The organism is Paraburkholderia sp. GAS448, from assembly GCF_050435685.1.
In the GTDB taxonomy this organism is placed as follows: Bacteria; Pseudomonadota; Gammaproteobacteria; order Burkholderiales; family Burkholderiaceae; genus Paraburkholderia.
On sequence record NZ_JBNDKT010000013.1, the window covers coordinates 1 to 15792 of the forward strand.

Sequence of the window (15792 nt, forward strand, 5' to 3'; positions counted from 1 at the left end):
CGCGCAGCCAGTTGCGCGACATCCCGGGCGTCGACGCGCTCTACTTCACGATGCTCAACAGCAACAAGCGTTCGTTGACGCTCGACACCAAGAAGGCGGAAGGCAAGGAAGTGCTCGAAAAGCTGATCAGGGAATCGGACGTGCTGGTGGAGAACTTCGGCCCCGGTGCACTCGACCGGATGGGCTTTTCGTGGGAGCGTCTGAAAGAACTGAATCCGAAGATGATCGTCGCGTCGGTAAAAGGCTTCAGCGACGGCCACCACTATGACGATCTGAAGGTCTACGAGAACGTTGCGCAATGCGCGGGCGGCGCGGCATCGACCACCGGCTTCTGGGACGGCCCGCCGACCGTCAGCGCCGCCGCGCTCGGTGACAGCAACACGGGCATGCATCTGGCCATCGGCATTCTGACGGCGCTGATCGGCCGGGACAAAACCGGCAAGGGCCAGAAGGTCGCCGTGTCGATGCAGGACAGCGTGCTGAATCTCTGCCGCGTCAAGCTGCGCGACCAGCAGCGTCTGGACCGGGTGGGCTACCTCGAGGAATATCCGCAGTATCCGCATGGCACGTTCAGCGACGTGGTGCCGCGTGGCGGCAACGCCGGCGGCGGCGGCCAGCCGGGCTGGGTGCTCAAGTGCAAGGGATGGGAAACGGATCCGAACGCGTATATCTACTTCACCGTGCAGGGTCACGCGTGGGAGCCGATCTGCCGTGCGCTCGGCAAGCCCGAGTGGATCGACGACCCCGCCTACAAGACGGCGGAGGCGCGCCAACCGCACATCTTCGAGATCTTCGAGACGATCGAGGCGTGGCTTGCCGACAAGACCAAGTTCGAAGCAGTGGATATTCTGCGCAAGTTCGATATTCCGTGCTCGCCGGTTCTGTCGATGAAGGAACTCGCGAACGATCCGTCGCTGCGCGCGAGCGGCACGATCGCCGAAGTTCCGCACAAGGAACGCGGGGCCTATCTCACGGTGGGGAGCCCGATCAAGTTCTCGGATCTGAAGCCTGAAATTACCGCGTCGCCCTTGCTCGGGGAACACACGGAGGAAGTGCTGGCGAGTCTCGGCTACACCAGGGATCAGATCCTGAACATGCGCGAATCGAAAGTGGTCTGACGGCGCAAGCTGGTAGCAACGTCCGATCTCTGCGCGGCATCTGCGGATGCCTGCCCGAACAGCGCCCCACACGGGCGCTGTTCTTATGTGAACGAAAGCTTTCCCACCTCGGGCCCTGTCATGCAAGCAGCCATCGACTACCAACAGCTGGTCGCCGTGATCGGCGATGCGGTCATTATCTCGGACAAGGACGGCAGCATTACGCTGTGGAATGCCGCAGCCACGCGGATGTTCGGCTTCACCGAGGAGGAGGCGCTCGGTAAATCGCTCGACCTGATCATTCCGGAGCGGCTGCGCGGGCGTCACTGGGATGGATATCAGAAAACGATGGCCTCCGGTGAAACGCGCTACGGCACGGACGTGTTGCGCGTGCCGGCGATACATAAGGACGGACGTTCGTTGTCGATCGCCTTCACCGTCGCGTTGCTTCATTCGCCTGAGCAAGAGCTAACGGGAATCGTCGCGGTTATCCGCGACGAGACGGCCCGTTTCCAGGAGGACCGGAACCTGCGCAAACGTCTCGCCGAACTGGAAGCGCAAGTCAGCGCCTGATGGGTAGCTGACGACCCCTTGCCTGGCGGCCGCCTGTCGCACACCCGTAGCGGCGGCCGGGCCTTTTTATCATGGGAGAAATCGTGAATGCGTGAAAGCGTGAAAGGAACGCGCCTTCAGGCAACCGGCTTGCCTTCGCCTGCCGTGGCGGCCGATGGCCACTTCCGGTAGATCGTATTGCGCGAGATGCCTAGCGCACGCGCCGCAGCGGACACGTTGCCGCCATGGTGCGCGAGTGCCGCCGCAATGGCCGAGGCTGCGACGTCCTGTAGCCGGACGCCCTGCGGGACGGTCGGCTCAGCGATATTCGCGGTCATGGCTGGCGCGGTCCGGAGATCGTCGAAGAAATCGTCCGGCAGATGTTCGTGCCGGATGACGCCGTCCGCATCGACCAGTGCCGCTGCTGTACGCAGCAGATTGCCTAGCTGCCGGAAATTGCCGGGCCATGCGCATTGCTCGAACAGCGTCATGACTTCCGGCGCGACGCTCAAGTGCCCTTTGGCGCCCTGCGGCGACTCGCATTGCAGCATTTTCTCGACCACGCTGGCGAGATCGGTTCGTCCGCGCAGCGGCGGCAGTTTGACGACAAGCCCGTTGAGACGGTAGTACAGATCCTCGCGAAACCTGCTTTCTTCGATCATCTTGCGCAGATCGCGGTGGGTCGCGCAAACGAGGGCGATATCGACCGGAATCGCCTTCGTCGAGCCGAGCGGATTGACGAGGCGCTCCTGCAGCACGCGCAACAGCCGCACCTGCAACGGATAAGGCATGTCGCCGATCTCGTCGAGAAAGAGCGTGCCGCCATTGGCCTGCAGCAGTTTGCCGACCGCGCCCTTGCGCCGCGCGCCGGTGAACGCGCCTTCCTCGTAGCCGAACAGTTCGGATTCGATCAGCGATTCGGGAATCGATGCGCAGTTCACTGCGACGAATGGCCCGGCCTGTCGAGGCGAATCGTTGTGAATCGCCTGGGCGAGCAGCTCCTTGCCGGTGCCCGTCTCGCCGGTGATCAGGATCGGAATGTCCTTGCCGATGACCTTGCGCACCTTCGCGATGACGGCGGCGACCTGCGGATCGCCGGTGTCCAGACAAGCCAGACGCGATAGCGGAGCAGGGCGCACGGGTGTCTGCTGCACCGCTTGACGGCTCGCGGTCTGCACGGCGCCGCGCGCGGAGGACGCCAGGTTGCCACCAGTCAGCGCCGGCCGTTTGAATTCGACGTTGGCGCAGACCACCGTGCCGTTGTGCAGGCCGAGTGAGAGCGGCTGCCCCTGACTCGCACCGAGCCGCTCGATCAGTTGCGTGCCGGAGACGCCGAACAGCGAACACAGCGTGTGCGCGCGCAGCCCGCTGAGTGGAAGCCCCAACTGGAACTGGGCGCTGCGGTTAGCGGACAGAAACCGGCCGTCGCCCGTGAACGCGACGATGCCTTCCATCAAGGTGCCGAGAAACTCGGGGCGGCCATGAAAGGCAATCCGCAACGTCTCGCGAAACGTATTGGTGAACAGATGATTTTCGATCATCTGCACGGACATTTTCGCGAGCGCCATCGTGTGCTGATGGTAGCTGCGATGGTCGCCCGTGACATCGAGAACGCCGATCAGATCGCCGTAGGGGTCGAGGATCGGAACGCTGGAACAGGTCAGGAAGCGGTTCGCCGCGAGGTAGTGCTGGTCACCGTGAACCACCGTGGCACTGCGTTCGGCGATAGCGGTGCCGATCGCATTCGTCCCCTGCCTGTCCTCTGCCCAGTTCGCACCGGGACGCAGGGCGACTTTCTCGGCGCGCCGCAGGAAATCGTCGTCGCCGACGGAGTGCAGAATCAGTCCGTCGGCGTCCGTCAGCACGATCATGCTTTGCGTGTTGACGATCTGCTCGTGGAGCGTTTCCATGACCGGCGTCGCGTGCGCGCACAGGATGCGGCTCTGTTCGAGCTTCAGCGCCAGATCCGCTGCGGACAGGACGTCGTAGTCCGGCCGCATCGATGCGCTCAGTCCGAACGTTTCCGAGCGCTGGTGCGATTGCTGTATGGAAGGCGTAAGCCAGGTGGTCTCTCGCGGCGCGAATCGGGTCGCGGCGTGACAGATGTCATCGCGCATTGTCTCCTCCTGCCAGTTCGGTCCGGTCGTATCGCCGTCACCGTGTGACAAATCAGTAAGCAAGTCCTGCGCCACATGGGTACGTTGCGGGATGGAGCAGGTGTCTCCGTGTTGTGCCTGTGTCAATCTGGAGCAGAACAATGTGCAATATTGGGACGGGCACCCTGCGTATGGTGACCTGCCTCGCGGCGCCCCAGTTGATCTCGGTCAACTTTGACGCAGACAGCCTTGCGGATGCTAGGGGGGCTCCGCGTGTTTCGTGCGGCTGGAGAGAAGGGCGAGCGCTTATAGCGCCTGCGCGGGATGCGGCGGGTCGTCGAATCCGCCCCAAACCGATTGATCGAAGTTCACCATCGACCCTGTCATCAAGCCGGACTCGTCGCTCGCCAGGAAAGCCACGGCACGCGCCGCTTCCGCCGGATCGATCAACCTGCCGAACGGCTGCGCGGCACTGGCCTCTCCGAGCCAGTCGTCCGATGCGCCGTGATAGGTCCGCTGTATCCGGTCCTCGCCATCGCTCGACATCCAGCCGAGATTCAAACCGTTCACGCGGATCCGGTTTCGCAGCAGCGCATAGGCCGTGTTCTGCGTGAGCGTGGCCAGTGCGCCCTTCGATGCGCAATAGGCCGCGATGAAAGGCTGGCCCGCCAGCGCCGACATCGAGCAGATATTGACGATCGTGCCCTCCGTCTTCTCGCGCCGCATCACAGCGACCGCGTCCTGCATCAGAAAGAACGGCGCGCGCACGTTGGTCGCGAAGATGCGGTCGAAGCGTTCGGGGCTGGTATCGAGAATCGTGCCGCGATCGGTCATCGCGGCCGCGTTGACGAGCACATCGATCCGCCCGAAATGCCGGTCGGCTGCCGCGATGACTGCGCGGCAATCTTCGACGCGCGACAGGTCCGCCTGCACGAAGCGCACGTCGGCGCCGCGCAGTTCACGCGCCTTCGCTTCGCCTTTTTCCTTCGAGCGTCCGCAGATGATCACGCCGCTTGCGCCGCGCTCGACGAACAGTGCGGCGATCGCCGCACCCAGTCCCTGGGTTCCGCCAGTGACAACCGCTATTTTTCCATCGAACTGTCCCATCAGCTGTTCCTCCATCAAGAATTGGCTAAAGCAGATCGGTCACTTCCTCTATGGAGGTCTGTGCAACAGGCCGGTCGAGTACCACTTCGCCGCGCGCCATCGCGACGATCCGGTCGCAGGAGTGAAAGACATGCTGCAGGTTGTGGCTGATGAACACGCCGGTGATGCCTTGTTCCGACAGACCGCGCACGAAGCCGATCACCTTGCCGGTTTCCTTCACGGACAGGTGATTGGTCGGCTCGTCGAGGATCAGCAGCTTCGACTTGAAGTGCATCGCACGCGCAATCGCCACGCCCTGGCGTTGTCCGCCGGACAGTTCGCCGAGCAGTGCTTCGGCGGACCGCAGATGCAGGTCGACATCGGCGATGGCCTTGACCGCTTCGCTGCGCATGCGCGCGCGATTCATCGGGCCGATTCCGAACAGCGAAAAATGCAGCGGCTCCCGGCCGATGAACAGATTGCGCGCAATCGACAGGTTGGGCACCAGCGAGTTGTGTTGATGGATGGTTTCGATGCCGAGCTGCATCGCCGCCTTCGGCGAGCGGATGCGCACCGGCTGACCCTGAAACAGGATCTCGCCTTCATCCGGCCGGTGAACGCCCGACAGGATCTTGATGAGCGTCGACTTGCCCGCGCCGTTGTCGCCAAGCAGGCCGACGACCTCGCCGCGCCGGAATTCCAGACTGACGCCCTTCAACGCGTGTACGCCCGAGTACCACTTGTGCAGATTACGCACGGCCATCAACGGCGCCGACGCGAGGCCCGCGCCGACGTGTTTGTCCGCGTAAGGAAGCAGCCCGGTGGGATGCGAAGAGATCGTATTCATAGCTGCACCTTCAGATGTCGCGCCGTGCGGCGCATCCATGCATTGGCGACCACCGCGAAGATGGTCAGGCTGCCGACGGCGAACTTGAACCAGTTGGCGTCGACCTGGGTCAGCACGAGGCCGTTGTCGATCACCCGAATCAGCAGCGCTCCGACCACCGCGCCGAGCACGTTGCCGATGCCGCCCGAGAGCGCTGTCCCGCCTATCACCGCGGCGGCCACGGCCTGCAGTTCGAGCCCGTCGCCGATTGAAGGTAGCGCGGCGCCGAGCCGCAGCACCTGGATCATGCCGGCGAAGCCCGCGAGCACGGCGCACAGCACGAACGAAAACAGCTTCACGCGGCGCGCTGGAACGCCGCTCGCGACCGATGCTTCGAGAAAGCCTCCGGTCGCCTTCATCCAGTTGCCGAGATTGGTGGCGGACAAAAGACACGCCGCTGCCGCACCGATACCGATGAACCACAGGAACGACGCGCGAAAGAGGCCGTCCGGTCCGATGAAGCTCACGAACAGATGCGCGGGCATCTGCTCGAGCGGCAGGTTCGGCGGAAAGCCCCCGGACAGCACGACGGTAAGCGACCGTACGATGAACAGCATGCCAAGCGTCGTGATGAAGCTCGGTATGTTGAACACCAGCGTGATCAGCCCGTTGGCGAAGCCGATTGCGGCGGCGACCAAAAGCCCGATCAGGAACGCCGGCCAGAACGACAGACCGGCGTTGACCAGCAGCGTCACCGACATCGGCGTGAGCGCGAACACCGATCCCACCGACAGATCGAACTCGCCGCAGATCATCAGCAAAGTGACGCCGATCGCGACGAGGCCCACTTCAGGCAGGACGCCAAGAACGCCGCGGACGTTTTCGGCGCTCAGGAACACCATCTGCGAGCGCACCTGAAATAAACCGATCAGCAACGCCAGCAATACGATGCCCGCGAGTTCAGGCTTCTGAAGATAGATCTTGAGCAGCTTCTTCATCAGGTTCTCCTAGCGCAGGCCGCGTTGCGACAGACCCATCACGAGGTCGGCCTGCGCGGGCATCACGAGCGAATCGCCGGTGTTGATATCGGCGGGCGCAAGGCCGAACGACTTCGCGAGATAGACCTGCATCACCGGCATGAAGCCCTGAGTGTATGGCTGCTGGTCGACCTCGGCCTGGATGTAGCCGGCCTTCATCATCTGCAGCACCTGCGGCACGATGTCGAATCCGGCGAGCAGGACCTTGCCGGGCGGAACGCCGCGGTCCATCAACGTGCGTGCTACCGCAGCGTGGAAGAAGCCCATGTCGAAGTACGCGGTCGTGTCCGGATGTGCGGTGAGGTAGGCGCCCACGCGTTCGCCCGTCACCGAGAGATCGGTGCCCGAGTCGATCCGGTCGATCACGATCTTGCGGGTGGGATTCGCGCGCTTCCAGTCGTCGAGACCTTCCATCACGCCCTTCGCTCGTTGTTCGGCCCAGTTTTGGCCCGGCGCGCTGACACCTACGAGCACGCGAATCGGGCCGTCCTTCGGAAACTGGCCGGTCAGTTGATGGGCGAGGCTGCGCCCGGCGGGCACGAAGTTCTGGCCGATGAACGCCTGACGTTTCGCCGCGCCCGCCGCACCGGTGCTCTGATCGACGTTATAGGCAATCACCATCACGTTCTTCGAGCGGGCGTCGTTGATCATCGGCGTCAGCGCCTTGTCATCGACGATCGTGGTCAGGATCGCATCGGGCTTGCGCGCGAGCGCCGCCTGGAAGTTCGCACTCTGCTGCTCGATCGAACCATCGGTCTGCGTGAAGACCATCTGGCAATGTGCCTGAACGCGCGCGCAGGCATCGTCGAAGCCTTTCTTGACCGCCTGCCAGAACGCATTGGTCGCCGCGCCATGAGTCAGCATGACGATGTTGAGCGGCTCGGCGCTTTGCGCCGCGCTCGCCGTGAAAATCGAACACGCGATGCATGCCGTGATCGCGAGTCTTGCAGCCAGCGGCCGCGCACGGACTGGGGTGGTGCTCTCCTTCATCTCCTGTCTCCTTGTGTGCCTCGGGCGCGGCAGCATCCGCGATGCAGGTGCGTGACGTCGTTCGGGCTGTTGCTGTCCCATTGGCTGGCCGGGGACATACGGCGGTGGCACAGCACAGCCCCGGCTTGATGGGCCGGTGCCGTGATGCGATCATCGTGTCATCGTCGATTTCTCAACCGTCAGGCTCATGCCCAACACCACCCGCCGCAAGACGAGCATGACCGATATTGCGAAGGCCGCTGGCGTCAGCGAGGCGACCGTCGACCGTGTACTCAACGGCCGTGGCGGTGTGTCGCGTGAGAAAGAAATGAGCGTGCTGGAGTGGGCGCGCAAGCTGAAGATCGATCGCGCGCTCGAGTCGGTCTCGGTGCGGTGGCTGCGCATCGCGATCCTTCTGCAGCAGCCGGTTGCGCCGTACTACGTGTCGCTCAAGCAGGGTTTCGACGTGGCGCAAAAGACGTTCGAGGGGCAGCGGGTGATCTGCGCGGTCACTTACTTCGAGAGCCTCGAACCGGCGCGGGTGGTCGAGACCATCGAGCGGGCAACCCGCAAGGCCGATGCACTCATCATCGTCGCGTACGAGCATCCCGACATTACGCACGCATTGCGGCAGGTCAGCCGCACGATGCCGGTCGTCACGCTCGCCAGCGATCTTCCGGGAACGGGGCGGCTCGCTTACGTGGGCATCGACAACCGCTGCGCCGGACGGGTGGCGGGGGAGCTGATGGGACGCTTTCTCGGCGATGCGGGAGGGAAGGTGCTCGTGATGACGGGCATGCATGATTTCCTCGGCCATGAAGAACGCGAAAGCGGCTTTCGCTCCGTACTGCGGCGCCGTTTTCCGAACTGCGACATCGTGGAGACCGTCGAGAGCCGCGAGCAGTCGGTGATGACCGAGCGCCTCACTCGCGACGCCTTCCGGCGCTATCCCGACCTGCGCGGGATCTACAACATTTCAGTGGGCGATGAGGGCGTCGCTGCTGCGCTTCTCTCGCTCAACCGGGTTCGCTCGACGGTATTCATCGGTCACGAACTCAACGAGACTTCACGGCGTCTGCTGATCGAAGGCACACTCGACGCCGTGCTCGACCAGAATCCGACCGGCGAAGCGATGCGTTCCATCGAAATCATCCTGCGGCACTATCATCGCGATCCAGGGGTTGCGTTGCCTCAGCAGATTCCGGTCACGGTGCTGCTGCGCGAAAATCTTCCGCCTCTCGACTAGCTGCGCGCTCAACTGTTTCCGCATTACCTTTTTCGATACCGCTCACGTCGTTCCAGAGCGCACGGATCCGGTCGCGCATCAATAGCGATTCCGCCCAGCGGTCCGTCGTGTCGTTGCCATCGCGGCCGCTGATCGCGTACGGCTTCGGGCCCAGCTCGCACGTGAAGGTGAGCGAATCGTCGGGGCCGGCGCGGCGCCGCCATGACTCGAAGCCGTAACGCCACCAGTCGAAAAACAGGTCCACCCACATCTTGTGCGGCTCGAACGAGATTTCGATCTGCACCTGTTCGCGGCTCGCGACTCGCCCGTGAAACGCCCATGAGTGATCGAGGATGCAGTGCATCGCGGCGTGGTTTTCGTCGGACACGGGCCACGCGAACTCGCGTCCCACCAGGTAGTGCGAGATATCGCCGAGCAGCTTCATATCGGGGCGTGCATCGAGCAGATCCAGCGTGAAATACAGATCAGTCGTCATGCGGTCCCGATGCGTTTCGATGTACACCGGAAAATCCACCTGTTCCGCGAGCCGCGTCCAGCCGTCGATCAATTTCAGGCAGTCGTCGATGCGTCGCGGCCGTACGTCCGGTTGCAGATCGATGTGATGCGCGCCGAAGACGGTTGCAAGTTCGAGCACCGGTTGCAACTCGTCGACCGTACGCGGAAAGGCCTGCACTTCGATTTGCATGCCGTTTGCCGCGAGCAGGCGGCTCAGGCGGCGCGCTTCATCGCGTGATCTGTAGCTGCCGCTCACGCCGTTAAAGCCTGCCTGCGCGATCAACTCGATGTTTTCTTCGAGCGGGCGCTCGTAGCCATCGGTGTGGCGACGCTCCATGGCCCATAGCGACTGATAGATATCGAGGTGTTGTGTCATATCGCCTCCGCGGCCAGCAGCGGCTTGAGCTTGGCGTTGCGATCCGCGAGCAGCGCCGGTTCGATGCACGCACGTCGTGCGATCAGCGCCTGCGCCACGCGCACGTCGCGGGCAATGTCGCCCACGTTGCCGACACCGCTTGCGCCGACCAGCACGCCGTCGCGATCGAGCGCGAAGAAAATCTTCGACGCCGCGCCGGTTTCGCGTACTGCCGTGGTGACGCCGAACGCGGGCATGCCTGCGATCTGGATCGTCATGTCGTACTGATTGGACCAGAACCACGGCACTTCCGAATACGTCTCGCCGCGGTCGAGCATGTTGCGCGCGACGATGCGCGCCTGGTCCTCGGCATTCTTCCAGCATTCGAGGCGCATGCGCCGGCGAAACAGCCGATGTGGAAACGAGCAGACATCGCCTGCCGCGAAGATGTGCGGGTCGTTGGTGCGCAGTGTGTCGTCCACGGCGATGCCATCGGCGACGTCGATGCCGGCTACTTCCGCGAGTTCCGTGCGCGGCTTCACGCCGATCCCGGCGATGACGCAATCGCATGCGATATCGGTGCCGTCCGCGAGCCTGACGCCGCTCACACGGCGCTCGCCGAGGATCCGGTCGACCTGCATGGCAAAGCGTATGTCGACACCCATCTGTCGATGACGTTCGACGAGATACGCCGCAACAACCTCGGGCACGGCACGCATCAACGCGCGCGCTGCTGCTTCGATCACCACGACCTCGCAACCGCGTGCAATGGCGGTGGCCGCGATCTCCAGTCCGATAAATCCTGCACCGATAATCGCGATCCGCCGCCCGGGCGACAGTTCGCCGGCAATCTGGCCTGCATCCGCAACGGTGCGCAGACAATGCACACCGCCGAGCGTCGCACCCGGCACGGTCAGCCGGCGCGGTGCGGCGCCCGTCGCGATCAGCAGACGGTGATAGTCCACCCGGTGATCGTTCTGCAGCACCACCTGGCGCGCTGCGCGGTCGATATGCTGAACCGGTGCGTCGACGCGCAGATCGATGCGCTGCTCGCGATAGAACGCCTCGTCGTACAGCGCGCATTGCGCCGTGGTCTTTTGCCCAAGCAGCACCGCCTTGGAAAGCGGCGGGCGGTCATAGGGCGCTACCGCTTCATTGCCGAGCAGCGTGATGCCGCCATCCCAGCCGTTGTCGCGCAACGCGTGGGCAGCGCGCGCGCCGCTCTGGCCGGCGCCGACAATCACCATCGCGGGAAGGCTTTTCATGACGGGTCCTGCGCCGGTACGCCGAGCAGCACCTTGCCGCCTTCAACGCGCACCGGGTACGTTTTCAGATGCACGCAGACCGGCGGACTCTTCGGCTTGCCGCTCGGGATATCGAAGCGTCCCTGGTGCAGCGGGCACTCGATTTCGCGGTTCACCACGAAGCCATCGGCGAGATGGGCCTGCTCGTGCGTGCACCAGCCATCCGATGCGAAGTACCCTTCGGCGATCCGGTACACCGCGTAGCTTGCGCCCGCATGATCGAAGCGGATCACGTCTTCTTCGTCGATGTCGCCGGTCGCGCAGGCCGCGACCCACTTCACATTGTTCGTTTCGATGCTCATGGGAGGCTCCCTGGCTGGCAGTCGTTTGGCAGTTTGCGGGCAGGCTTCAGACGTTCGATTGCGCAGTGAATGCGCCGCGTGGGGTGTCGGTCGTGCCCGTGGTGTCTTTAACCGGCAGTGTCCGTTCGATCACGTGGTGCGGGTCGGAGCGCTGCGTCCAGAGGGCGGGCAGCATCTCGCGATAAGCCGCGTAGAGGCTGGGATACGCAGGCGGCAGCTGATGCTTGATGGCTTCGTGCAGACGCGGCAGCGCATGGAACGGCACCATCGGCAGCAGATGATGTTCGAGGTGGTAGTTCATGTTGAGGTACAGAAAGCGGAACACCGGGTTGATATGGACCGTGCGGGTGTTCAGCCGGTGGTCCTTCACGTTGACCGCGAGCCCGGCGTGCTGGGTGAGACCCAGCAACTGATGCAGCCAGCCGCCGTAAAAGCGTGGCGCCCAGATGAACATCAGCGGCAGGAAACTGCGCATCGCAATCGCCAGACCGATCGTGACAACGATCACCGCCAGATAGATGCGGCACGACCAGATCATTTTGGGCTTTTCGGTGGCGGGCAGAAATGCGTCGGTGGATGCATCGACCCGGCCGAACGCGTGGCGCACGATCTTGGCGATCTCCAGCGAGCAGCCCACAAGGCCGAAGAAGTCGGCGACGATGGGCCAGACCTTCGTCGGTCGCGCGACCTGAATCTCCGGATCGCGTTCCTGAAAGTAGGTATGCGTGTGATGCCGCGCGTGGCTCCAGCGCCACCAGTAGCCCTCGCGAATCGTCATGAACGACGACAGGTGATAGAAGGCCTCGTTCGCCCAGCGGCTCTTGAATGGGGTGCCGTGCGCGAGTTCGTGCCAGCGCGCGTCGCTCGACGAGTAGATCGTACCGTAGACAAAGAACGCCGGAACGGCCCACCACGTTCCCCATGTCATCGCCGCCACCCCGCCGGAGGCGAGCAGCAAGGCCAGCCAGAGGCCAAAGTTGCGCCACCCCTCGGCATCGCTGCGCTTCATCAACTCCTTGAGCACGGTGCGCGGGATGGCTGGCTGATACCACTGCTGGCCGATACCGTCGCCAAAGGCCTGGTCGCTGGCGCTCTGCGTGGTCGCGCCGCCGTCGACGCGGGAAGTCGAGGACATGGGGTGTCTCCTGCCTATAGGGGGTGTTTGCGAACTTCCCGTCAGCAAGGTGTTGCCGGCGGGCCTGTCGTTGGGACAAAGGTAGATGATGGGAACCGCATCTTCACGTCAAATAATGATGGATTTCCATCAAACCACGCGGCCGTCCGCGCCAGGCGAGGCGTCCGAAATGGAAAATAAATTCCATACAAAAAAGCCCGTGCAATTAATCTTGCATTAATGCCGGCTCCTCTTCTATGCTTGATGGGAACGCGACAGCAGTTCGCGTACACCCAGGGAGACAGGCGTGAACAGTGTCGAAGCCGGTTCGGTCACACCGAGAGTCATCGTCGAAGCCTTGATGCGTGGCCCTGGCGCCATCCGCATTCGCGGGCTCTTTAGTGAAAGCCAGATTGCCGACGCGCGGCGCACGGTGATGGCGCATTCGGAGGATCACGCGCAGACCGTGACGCATTTCCAGGGAGAGGCGGCTGCCGAGCAGCGCCTGCATCTGCAGCGGCGCGTGTGGAATCTGCTCGCGAAGGGCAGCGTGTTTTCCGAAATGGCCGAAGAGCCGCTCATTGTCGAGGCAATGCGGCTTTTTCTTGGCTCCGGCTTCATCATGGGGTCGATTGCGGCCAACCGGATTCTGCCGGATGGTCCCGGGCAGGAGCCGCATATCGACTATCCGTATTGGGACTACCACCAGCCGGACACCTTTCCGGCTGGCATCAACACATCGTTTCCGCTTAACGCCCAGGTGACGATCCCGCTGGATCCCTTCACGGTACAGACCGGCGCAACAGCTTTTGTGCCGCACACGCAGCACGAACTGCGCTATCCGGGCGAGGCCGACCGGTTCTTCGAACGGTGCGAGCGTATGGAGGCGGATCCGGGCGACGCCATCGTGTTTTTCGGCGCAACCTGGCATTGCGCGATGCCCAATCACAGCGCCCAGGATCGCAGTGCGGTGCTGATCCAGTACCTGCCGAAGTTCGTGAAGCCGATGGAAGATCTGCGCGCGATGGTGGGCGAAGCGTTCGTGAACGGAGCGAGCCCGACGATGCGGCAGCTGCTTGGGCTGGACTATCCGTATCCGCAGAATCTCGACGAGATTGCCGTAGCGACGAATGCCGAAGGCAGGAAAAACGCGATGCGGTGATCTCTGGATGATTCGCGCAGAGTTCGGGCATCGCGTGTGTTTGCCAATGGCTTCGCCGCCATCACCGGTTCACCTCCGGCAGCAGCGTTCTGCACGGAAGGACACTTTAGGCGTCGGCCCGTCCAGCATGAATGCTGGACGATCTCAATGGACTGCTCGATCGGCTCAACCGTTCTTTTTTGAGTGCTGGCGGTGCAGGTTGCTATCGGCGGGAGCCGGTTCGGCGACTATTTTGCCGAGGCGATAAGGAGGTTCGTGCCGACCTCGCCATCCTTGCGGTCCTCTGTTCCGAGGTGACCCGAAGATGCCTTGCACCACCCGATCGTCATACGACGCGTCATCCCGCCGCCTCGAAAATATCGCGCAGCCACTGCGCGAACACCCTGACGCGCGAGGAAAGCTGACGGTTCTGCGGATACAGCACCGATACCGGCATCGGCGGCGGCGGGAAGTCGCGGAGCACAATCTTCAGTTTCCCGGCGGATAGCTCGCCGGATACCCGGTAGCGCGGCACCTGAACCATTCCGAGGCCTGCCACGGCGGCGCCCGTGTACAGGTCCGCCCCTGTGACCGAGACGACAGAGGGAAGCTGCATCTCGATCACTTGACCATCGACGGTAAATTCCAGCGGCAAGGTGCGTCCCGAGCCGCTCGCGATGTAGTTGACCGCGCGATGTCGTTCTAGCGCCTCCAGTGTGGCCGGCTCGCCGAACTGCGCGAGATAGGCGGGGCTCGCCACGGTGACCTGTTCCATCGACGCGACGCGCCGCCCGACCATCGACGAATCCTGCAGCGTCCCCGCCCGCAGCACGCAATCGATCCCCTCGCGCACCAGATCGACCAGCCGGTCATCCTCGCCGATATGCAGTTCGATGTCCGGAAACTGCGTGAGGAAGTCCGGCAGCGCCGGCACGACAAAGTGTTTCGCAAGCGTTCCCTGCACGTTCACGCGTAGCAATCCCTTGGGCGCCACGTTGCGAAATGCGCCTTCGGCTTCTTCCATGTCGGCCACGAGCCGCACGCAGCGGCGATAGAACGCCTCGCCGTCGTGGGTGAGGCGCACGGTGCGCGTCGTGCGCTCGAGGAGCCGCGTGCCGAGCCGTTCCTCCATGCGTTTGAGCAGGTTGGTGACGGTGGCGCGTGGGATCTGCAGGTCGTCGGCGGCTCGCGTGAAGCTGCTGCGCTCGGCGATGCGGATGAAAACCTGCATTTCCTGGAAACGGTCCATGGGACGCTCGTGTGGACGAATTGTTAAAGTGAATGGAACGATGATAACAGTTTGATGCCAATTATCTTTTGGTTCGAATGATCCACTATTCGTTTCACCCACTCACCACCTGAATCACCCACTGAAACGGAGCGAATCATGAACACGAACAAGAACAGCCAGGTAGCCATCGTCACCGGCGCATCGCGCGGCATCGGCGCAGCGGTTGCGCAGCGTCTTGCCAGCGATGGTTTCGCGGTGGCCATCAACTACGCGTCGAGCTCGAAGGAAGCCGATGCGCTCGTCGCCGAACTCACGGCGCAAGGCGCGAAGGCGATTGCCGTGAAGGCCGACGTCGCGAACGCCGACGAAGTGCGCGCCATGTTCGAGGCCACCGAACAGCAACTCGGCAAGGTCGACGTGCTGGTGAACAACGCCGGGGTGCTCAAGACGGTGCCGCTCGCCGACACGTCGGATGCGCTGTACGACCAGACCTTCGACATCAACGTCCGTGGCACCTTCAACACGCTGCGCGAAGCAGCCGCACGGATGAACGACGGCGGGCGCATCGTGAATTTTTCGAGCACGACGCTCGCGCTGAACATGCCCGGCTACGCGGTCTACAACGCGACCAAGGCAGCCGTCGAAGCATTCACGCACGTCTTCGCGAAGGAATTGCGTGGCCGCAATATCACCGTGAACGCTGTCGCGCCGGGGCCGATTGCGACTTCACTCTTCCTCGACGGCAAGACCGAAGAGCAGATCCAGACGTTCGCGAAGATGCCCCCGCTGCAGCGTCTGGGCCAGCCGGCAGACATCGCATCGGTGGTGTCGTTCCTCGTCGGCGCTGACGCGGGCTGGGTCAATGGCCAGATCCTGCGTGCGAATGGCGGCGTGGCCTGAAGCCGAAACACTCGATCAAGCCAACCTCAATAAATCGGAGA

At 63.2% G+C, this 15792-nt stretch carries 15 protein-coding genes; 5 read left to right on the forward strand and 10 right to left on the reverse strand.

Going from position 1 to position 15792, the window contains the following annotated elements; translation table 11 throughout:
• Together frc and P3T23_RS22950 are read left to right on the forward strand one after the other, a co-directional pair.
• On the forward strand, window positions 1–1118 hold a 1118-nt coding region (gene frc, locus P3T23_RS22945), incomplete at its 5' end, for a formyl-CoA transferase (RefSeq protein ID WP_429318424.1).
• Window positions 1119–1238: 120 nt separating this feature from the next.
• Complete coding sequence (locus P3T23_RS22950; RefSeq protein WP_429318617.1) at window positions 1239–1670, forward strand: PAS domain-containing protein; 432 nt, start codon at window positions 1239–1241, stop codon at window positions 1668–1670.
• Window positions 1671–1786: 116 nt separating this feature from the next.
• Here P3T23_RS22950 and P3T23_RS22955 read toward each other — a convergent pair whose 3' ends face one another.
• From P3T23_RS22955 to P3T23_RS22975, 5 genes are all read right to left on the reverse strand, one after another.
• On the reverse strand, window positions 1787–3766 hold the full coding sequence (locus P3T23_RS22955) for a sigma-54-dependent Fis family transcriptional regulator (RefSeq protein ID WP_429318425.1): 1980 nt from the start codon (window positions 3764–3766) through the stop codon (window positions 1787–1789).
• A gap of 285 nt (window positions 3767–4051) precedes the next feature.
• A complete protein-coding gene (locus P3T23_RS22960; protein ID WP_429318426.1) occupies window positions 4052–4852 on the reverse strand; it encodes an SDR family oxidoreductase in 801 nt (266 codons plus the stop codon).
• Window positions 4853–4877: 25 nt separating this feature from the next.
• Window positions 4878–5678, reverse strand: coding sequence for an ATP-binding cassette domain-containing protein (locus P3T23_RS22965; RefSeq protein WP_429318427.1), 801 nt, complete (start codon window positions 5676–5678; stop codon window positions 4878–4880).
• Complete coding sequence (locus P3T23_RS22970) at window positions 5675–6655, reverse strand: ABC transporter permease (protein ID WP_429318428.1); 981 nt, start codon at window positions 6653–6655, stop codon at window positions 5675–5677. Before P3T23_RS22970 ends, P3T23_RS22965 begins: the two co-directional genes overlap by 4 nt.
• A 9-nt stretch (window positions 6656–6664) precedes the next feature.
• Complete coding sequence (locus P3T23_RS22975) at window positions 6665–7684, reverse strand: sugar ABC transporter substrate-binding protein (RefSeq protein ID WP_429318429.1); 1020 nt, start codon at window positions 7682–7684, stop codon at window positions 6665–6667.
• A gap of 187 nt (window positions 7685–7871) precedes the next feature.
• On the opposite strand from P3T23_RS22975, the gene P3T23_RS22980 reads away from it, so the two are divergent.
• Window positions 7872–8909: a LacI family DNA-binding transcriptional regulator gene (locus P3T23_RS22980; protein WP_429318430.1), complete on the forward strand. Its 1038-nt coding sequence runs from the start codon at window positions 7872–7874 to the stop codon at window positions 8907–8909.
• Here P3T23_RS22980 and P3T23_RS22985 read toward each other — a convergent pair.
• Genes P3T23_RS22985 through P3T23_RS23000 form a run of 4 tightly spaced genes read right to left on the reverse strand, consistent with a single transcriptional unit; the run spans window position 8869 to window position 12500 of the window.
• Window positions 8869–9780: a sugar phosphate isomerase/epimerase family protein gene (locus tag P3T23_RS22985; RefSeq protein WP_429318431.1), complete on the reverse strand. Its 912-nt coding sequence runs from the start codon at window positions 9778–9780 to the stop codon at window positions 8869–8871. The two genes, P3T23_RS22980 and P3T23_RS22985, sit on opposite strands and share 41 nt — an antisense overlap.
• The gene (locus P3T23_RS22990; RefSeq protein WP_429318432.1) at window positions 9777–11024 is read right to left on the reverse strand and encodes an NAD(P)/FAD-dependent oxidoreductase; all 1248 of its coding nucleotides are present in this window, start codon (window positions 11022–11024) and stop codon (window positions 9777–9779) included. Before P3T23_RS22990 ends, P3T23_RS22985 begins: the two co-directional genes overlap by 4 nt.
• Window positions 11021–11365, reverse strand: coding sequence for a non-heme iron oxygenase ferredoxin subunit (locus P3T23_RS22995; protein ID WP_429318433.1), 345 nt, complete (start codon window positions 11363–11365; stop codon window positions 11021–11023). Before P3T23_RS22995 ends, P3T23_RS22990 begins: the two co-directional genes overlap by 4 nt.
• Window positions 11366–11411: 46 nt before the next feature.
• Entirely contained in the window at window positions 11412–12500 is a 1089-nt protein-coding gene (locus P3T23_RS23000; protein ID WP_429318434.1) for a fatty acid desaturase, read from the reverse strand.
• Window positions 12501–12786: 286 nt separating this feature from the next.
• On the opposite strand from P3T23_RS23000, the gene P3T23_RS23005 reads away from it, so the two are divergent.
• The gene (locus tag P3T23_RS23005; RefSeq protein ID WP_429318435.1) at window positions 12787–13641 is read left to right on the forward strand and encodes a phytanoyl-CoA dioxygenase family protein; all 855 of its coding nucleotides are present in this window, start codon (window positions 12787–12789) and stop codon (window positions 13639–13641) included.
• A 337-nt stretch (window positions 13642–13978) separates the two neighbouring features.
• On the opposite strand, the gene P3T23_RS23010 is transcribed toward P3T23_RS23005, so the two are convergent.
• Complete coding sequence (locus P3T23_RS23010; RefSeq protein WP_429318436.1) at window positions 13979–14869, reverse strand: LysR family transcriptional regulator; 891 nt, start codon at window positions 14867–14869, stop codon at window positions 13979–13981.
• Between the two features lie 138 nt (window positions 14870–15007).
• Here P3T23_RS23010 and P3T23_RS23015 point away from each other — a divergent pair, with 138 nt between their 5' ends.
• On the forward strand, window positions 15008–15751 hold the full coding sequence (locus P3T23_RS23015; protein WP_429318437.1) for an SDR family oxidoreductase: 744 nt from the start codon (window positions 15008–15010) through the stop codon (window positions 15749–15751).
• The last annotated feature ends 41 nt before the right edge of the window (window positions 15752–15792 follow it).

Bases quoted from the DNA above. Each gene is read 5' to 3' on its own strand.
- P3T23_RS22955 (WP_429318425.1), bottom strand. From the start codon at position 3,766: ATGCGCGATGACATCTGTCACGCCGCGACCCGATTCGCGCCGCGAGAG.
- P3T23_RS22995 (WP_429318433.1), bottom strand. From the start codon at position 11,365: ATGAGCATCGAAACGAACAATGTGAAGTGGGTCGCGGCCTGCGCGACC.
- P3T23_RS23010 (WP_429318436.1), bottom strand. From the start codon at position 14,869: ATGGACCGTTTCCAGGAAATGCAGGTTTTCATCCGCATCGCCGAGCGC.
- P3T23_RS22990 (WP_429318432.1), bottom strand. From the start codon at position 11,024: ATGAAAAGCCTTCCCGCGATGGTGATTGTCGGCGCCGGCCAGAGCGGC.
- P3T23_RS22980 (WP_429318430.1), top strand. From the start codon at position 7,872: ATGCCCAACACCACCCGCCGCAAGACGAGCATGACCGATATTGCGAAG.
- P3T23_RS22975 (WP_429318429.1), bottom strand. From the start codon at position 7,684: ATGAAGGAGAGCACCACCCCAGTCCGTGCGCGGCCGCTGGCTGCAAGA.
- P3T23_RS23015 (WP_429318437.1), top strand. From the start codon at position 15,008: ATGAACACGAACAAGAACAGCCAGGTAGCCATCGTCACCGGCGCATCG.
- P3T23_RS22960 (WP_429318426.1), bottom strand. From the start codon at position 4,852: ATGGGACAGTTCGATGGAAAAATAGCGGTTGTCACTGGCGGAACCCAG.
- P3T23_RS22965 (WP_429318427.1), bottom strand. From the start codon at position 5,678: ATGAATACGATCTCTTCGCATCCCACCGGGCTGCTTCCTTACGCGGAC.
- P3T23_RS22985 (WP_429318431.1), bottom strand. From the start codon at position 9,780: ATGACACAACACCTCGATATCTATCAGTCGCTATGGGCCATGGAGCGT.
- P3T23_RS23000 (WP_429318434.1), bottom strand. From the start codon at position 12,500: ATGTCCTCGACTTCCCGCGTCGACGGCGGCGCGACCACGCAGAGCGCC.
- P3T23_RS22950 (WP_429318617.1), top strand. From the start codon at position 1,239: ATGCAAGCAGCCATCGACTACCAACAGCTGGTCGCCGTGATCGGCGAT.
- P3T23_RS22970 (WP_429318428.1), bottom strand. From the start codon at position 6,655: ATGAAGAAGCTGCTCAAGATCTATCTTCAGAAGCCTGAACTCGCGGGC.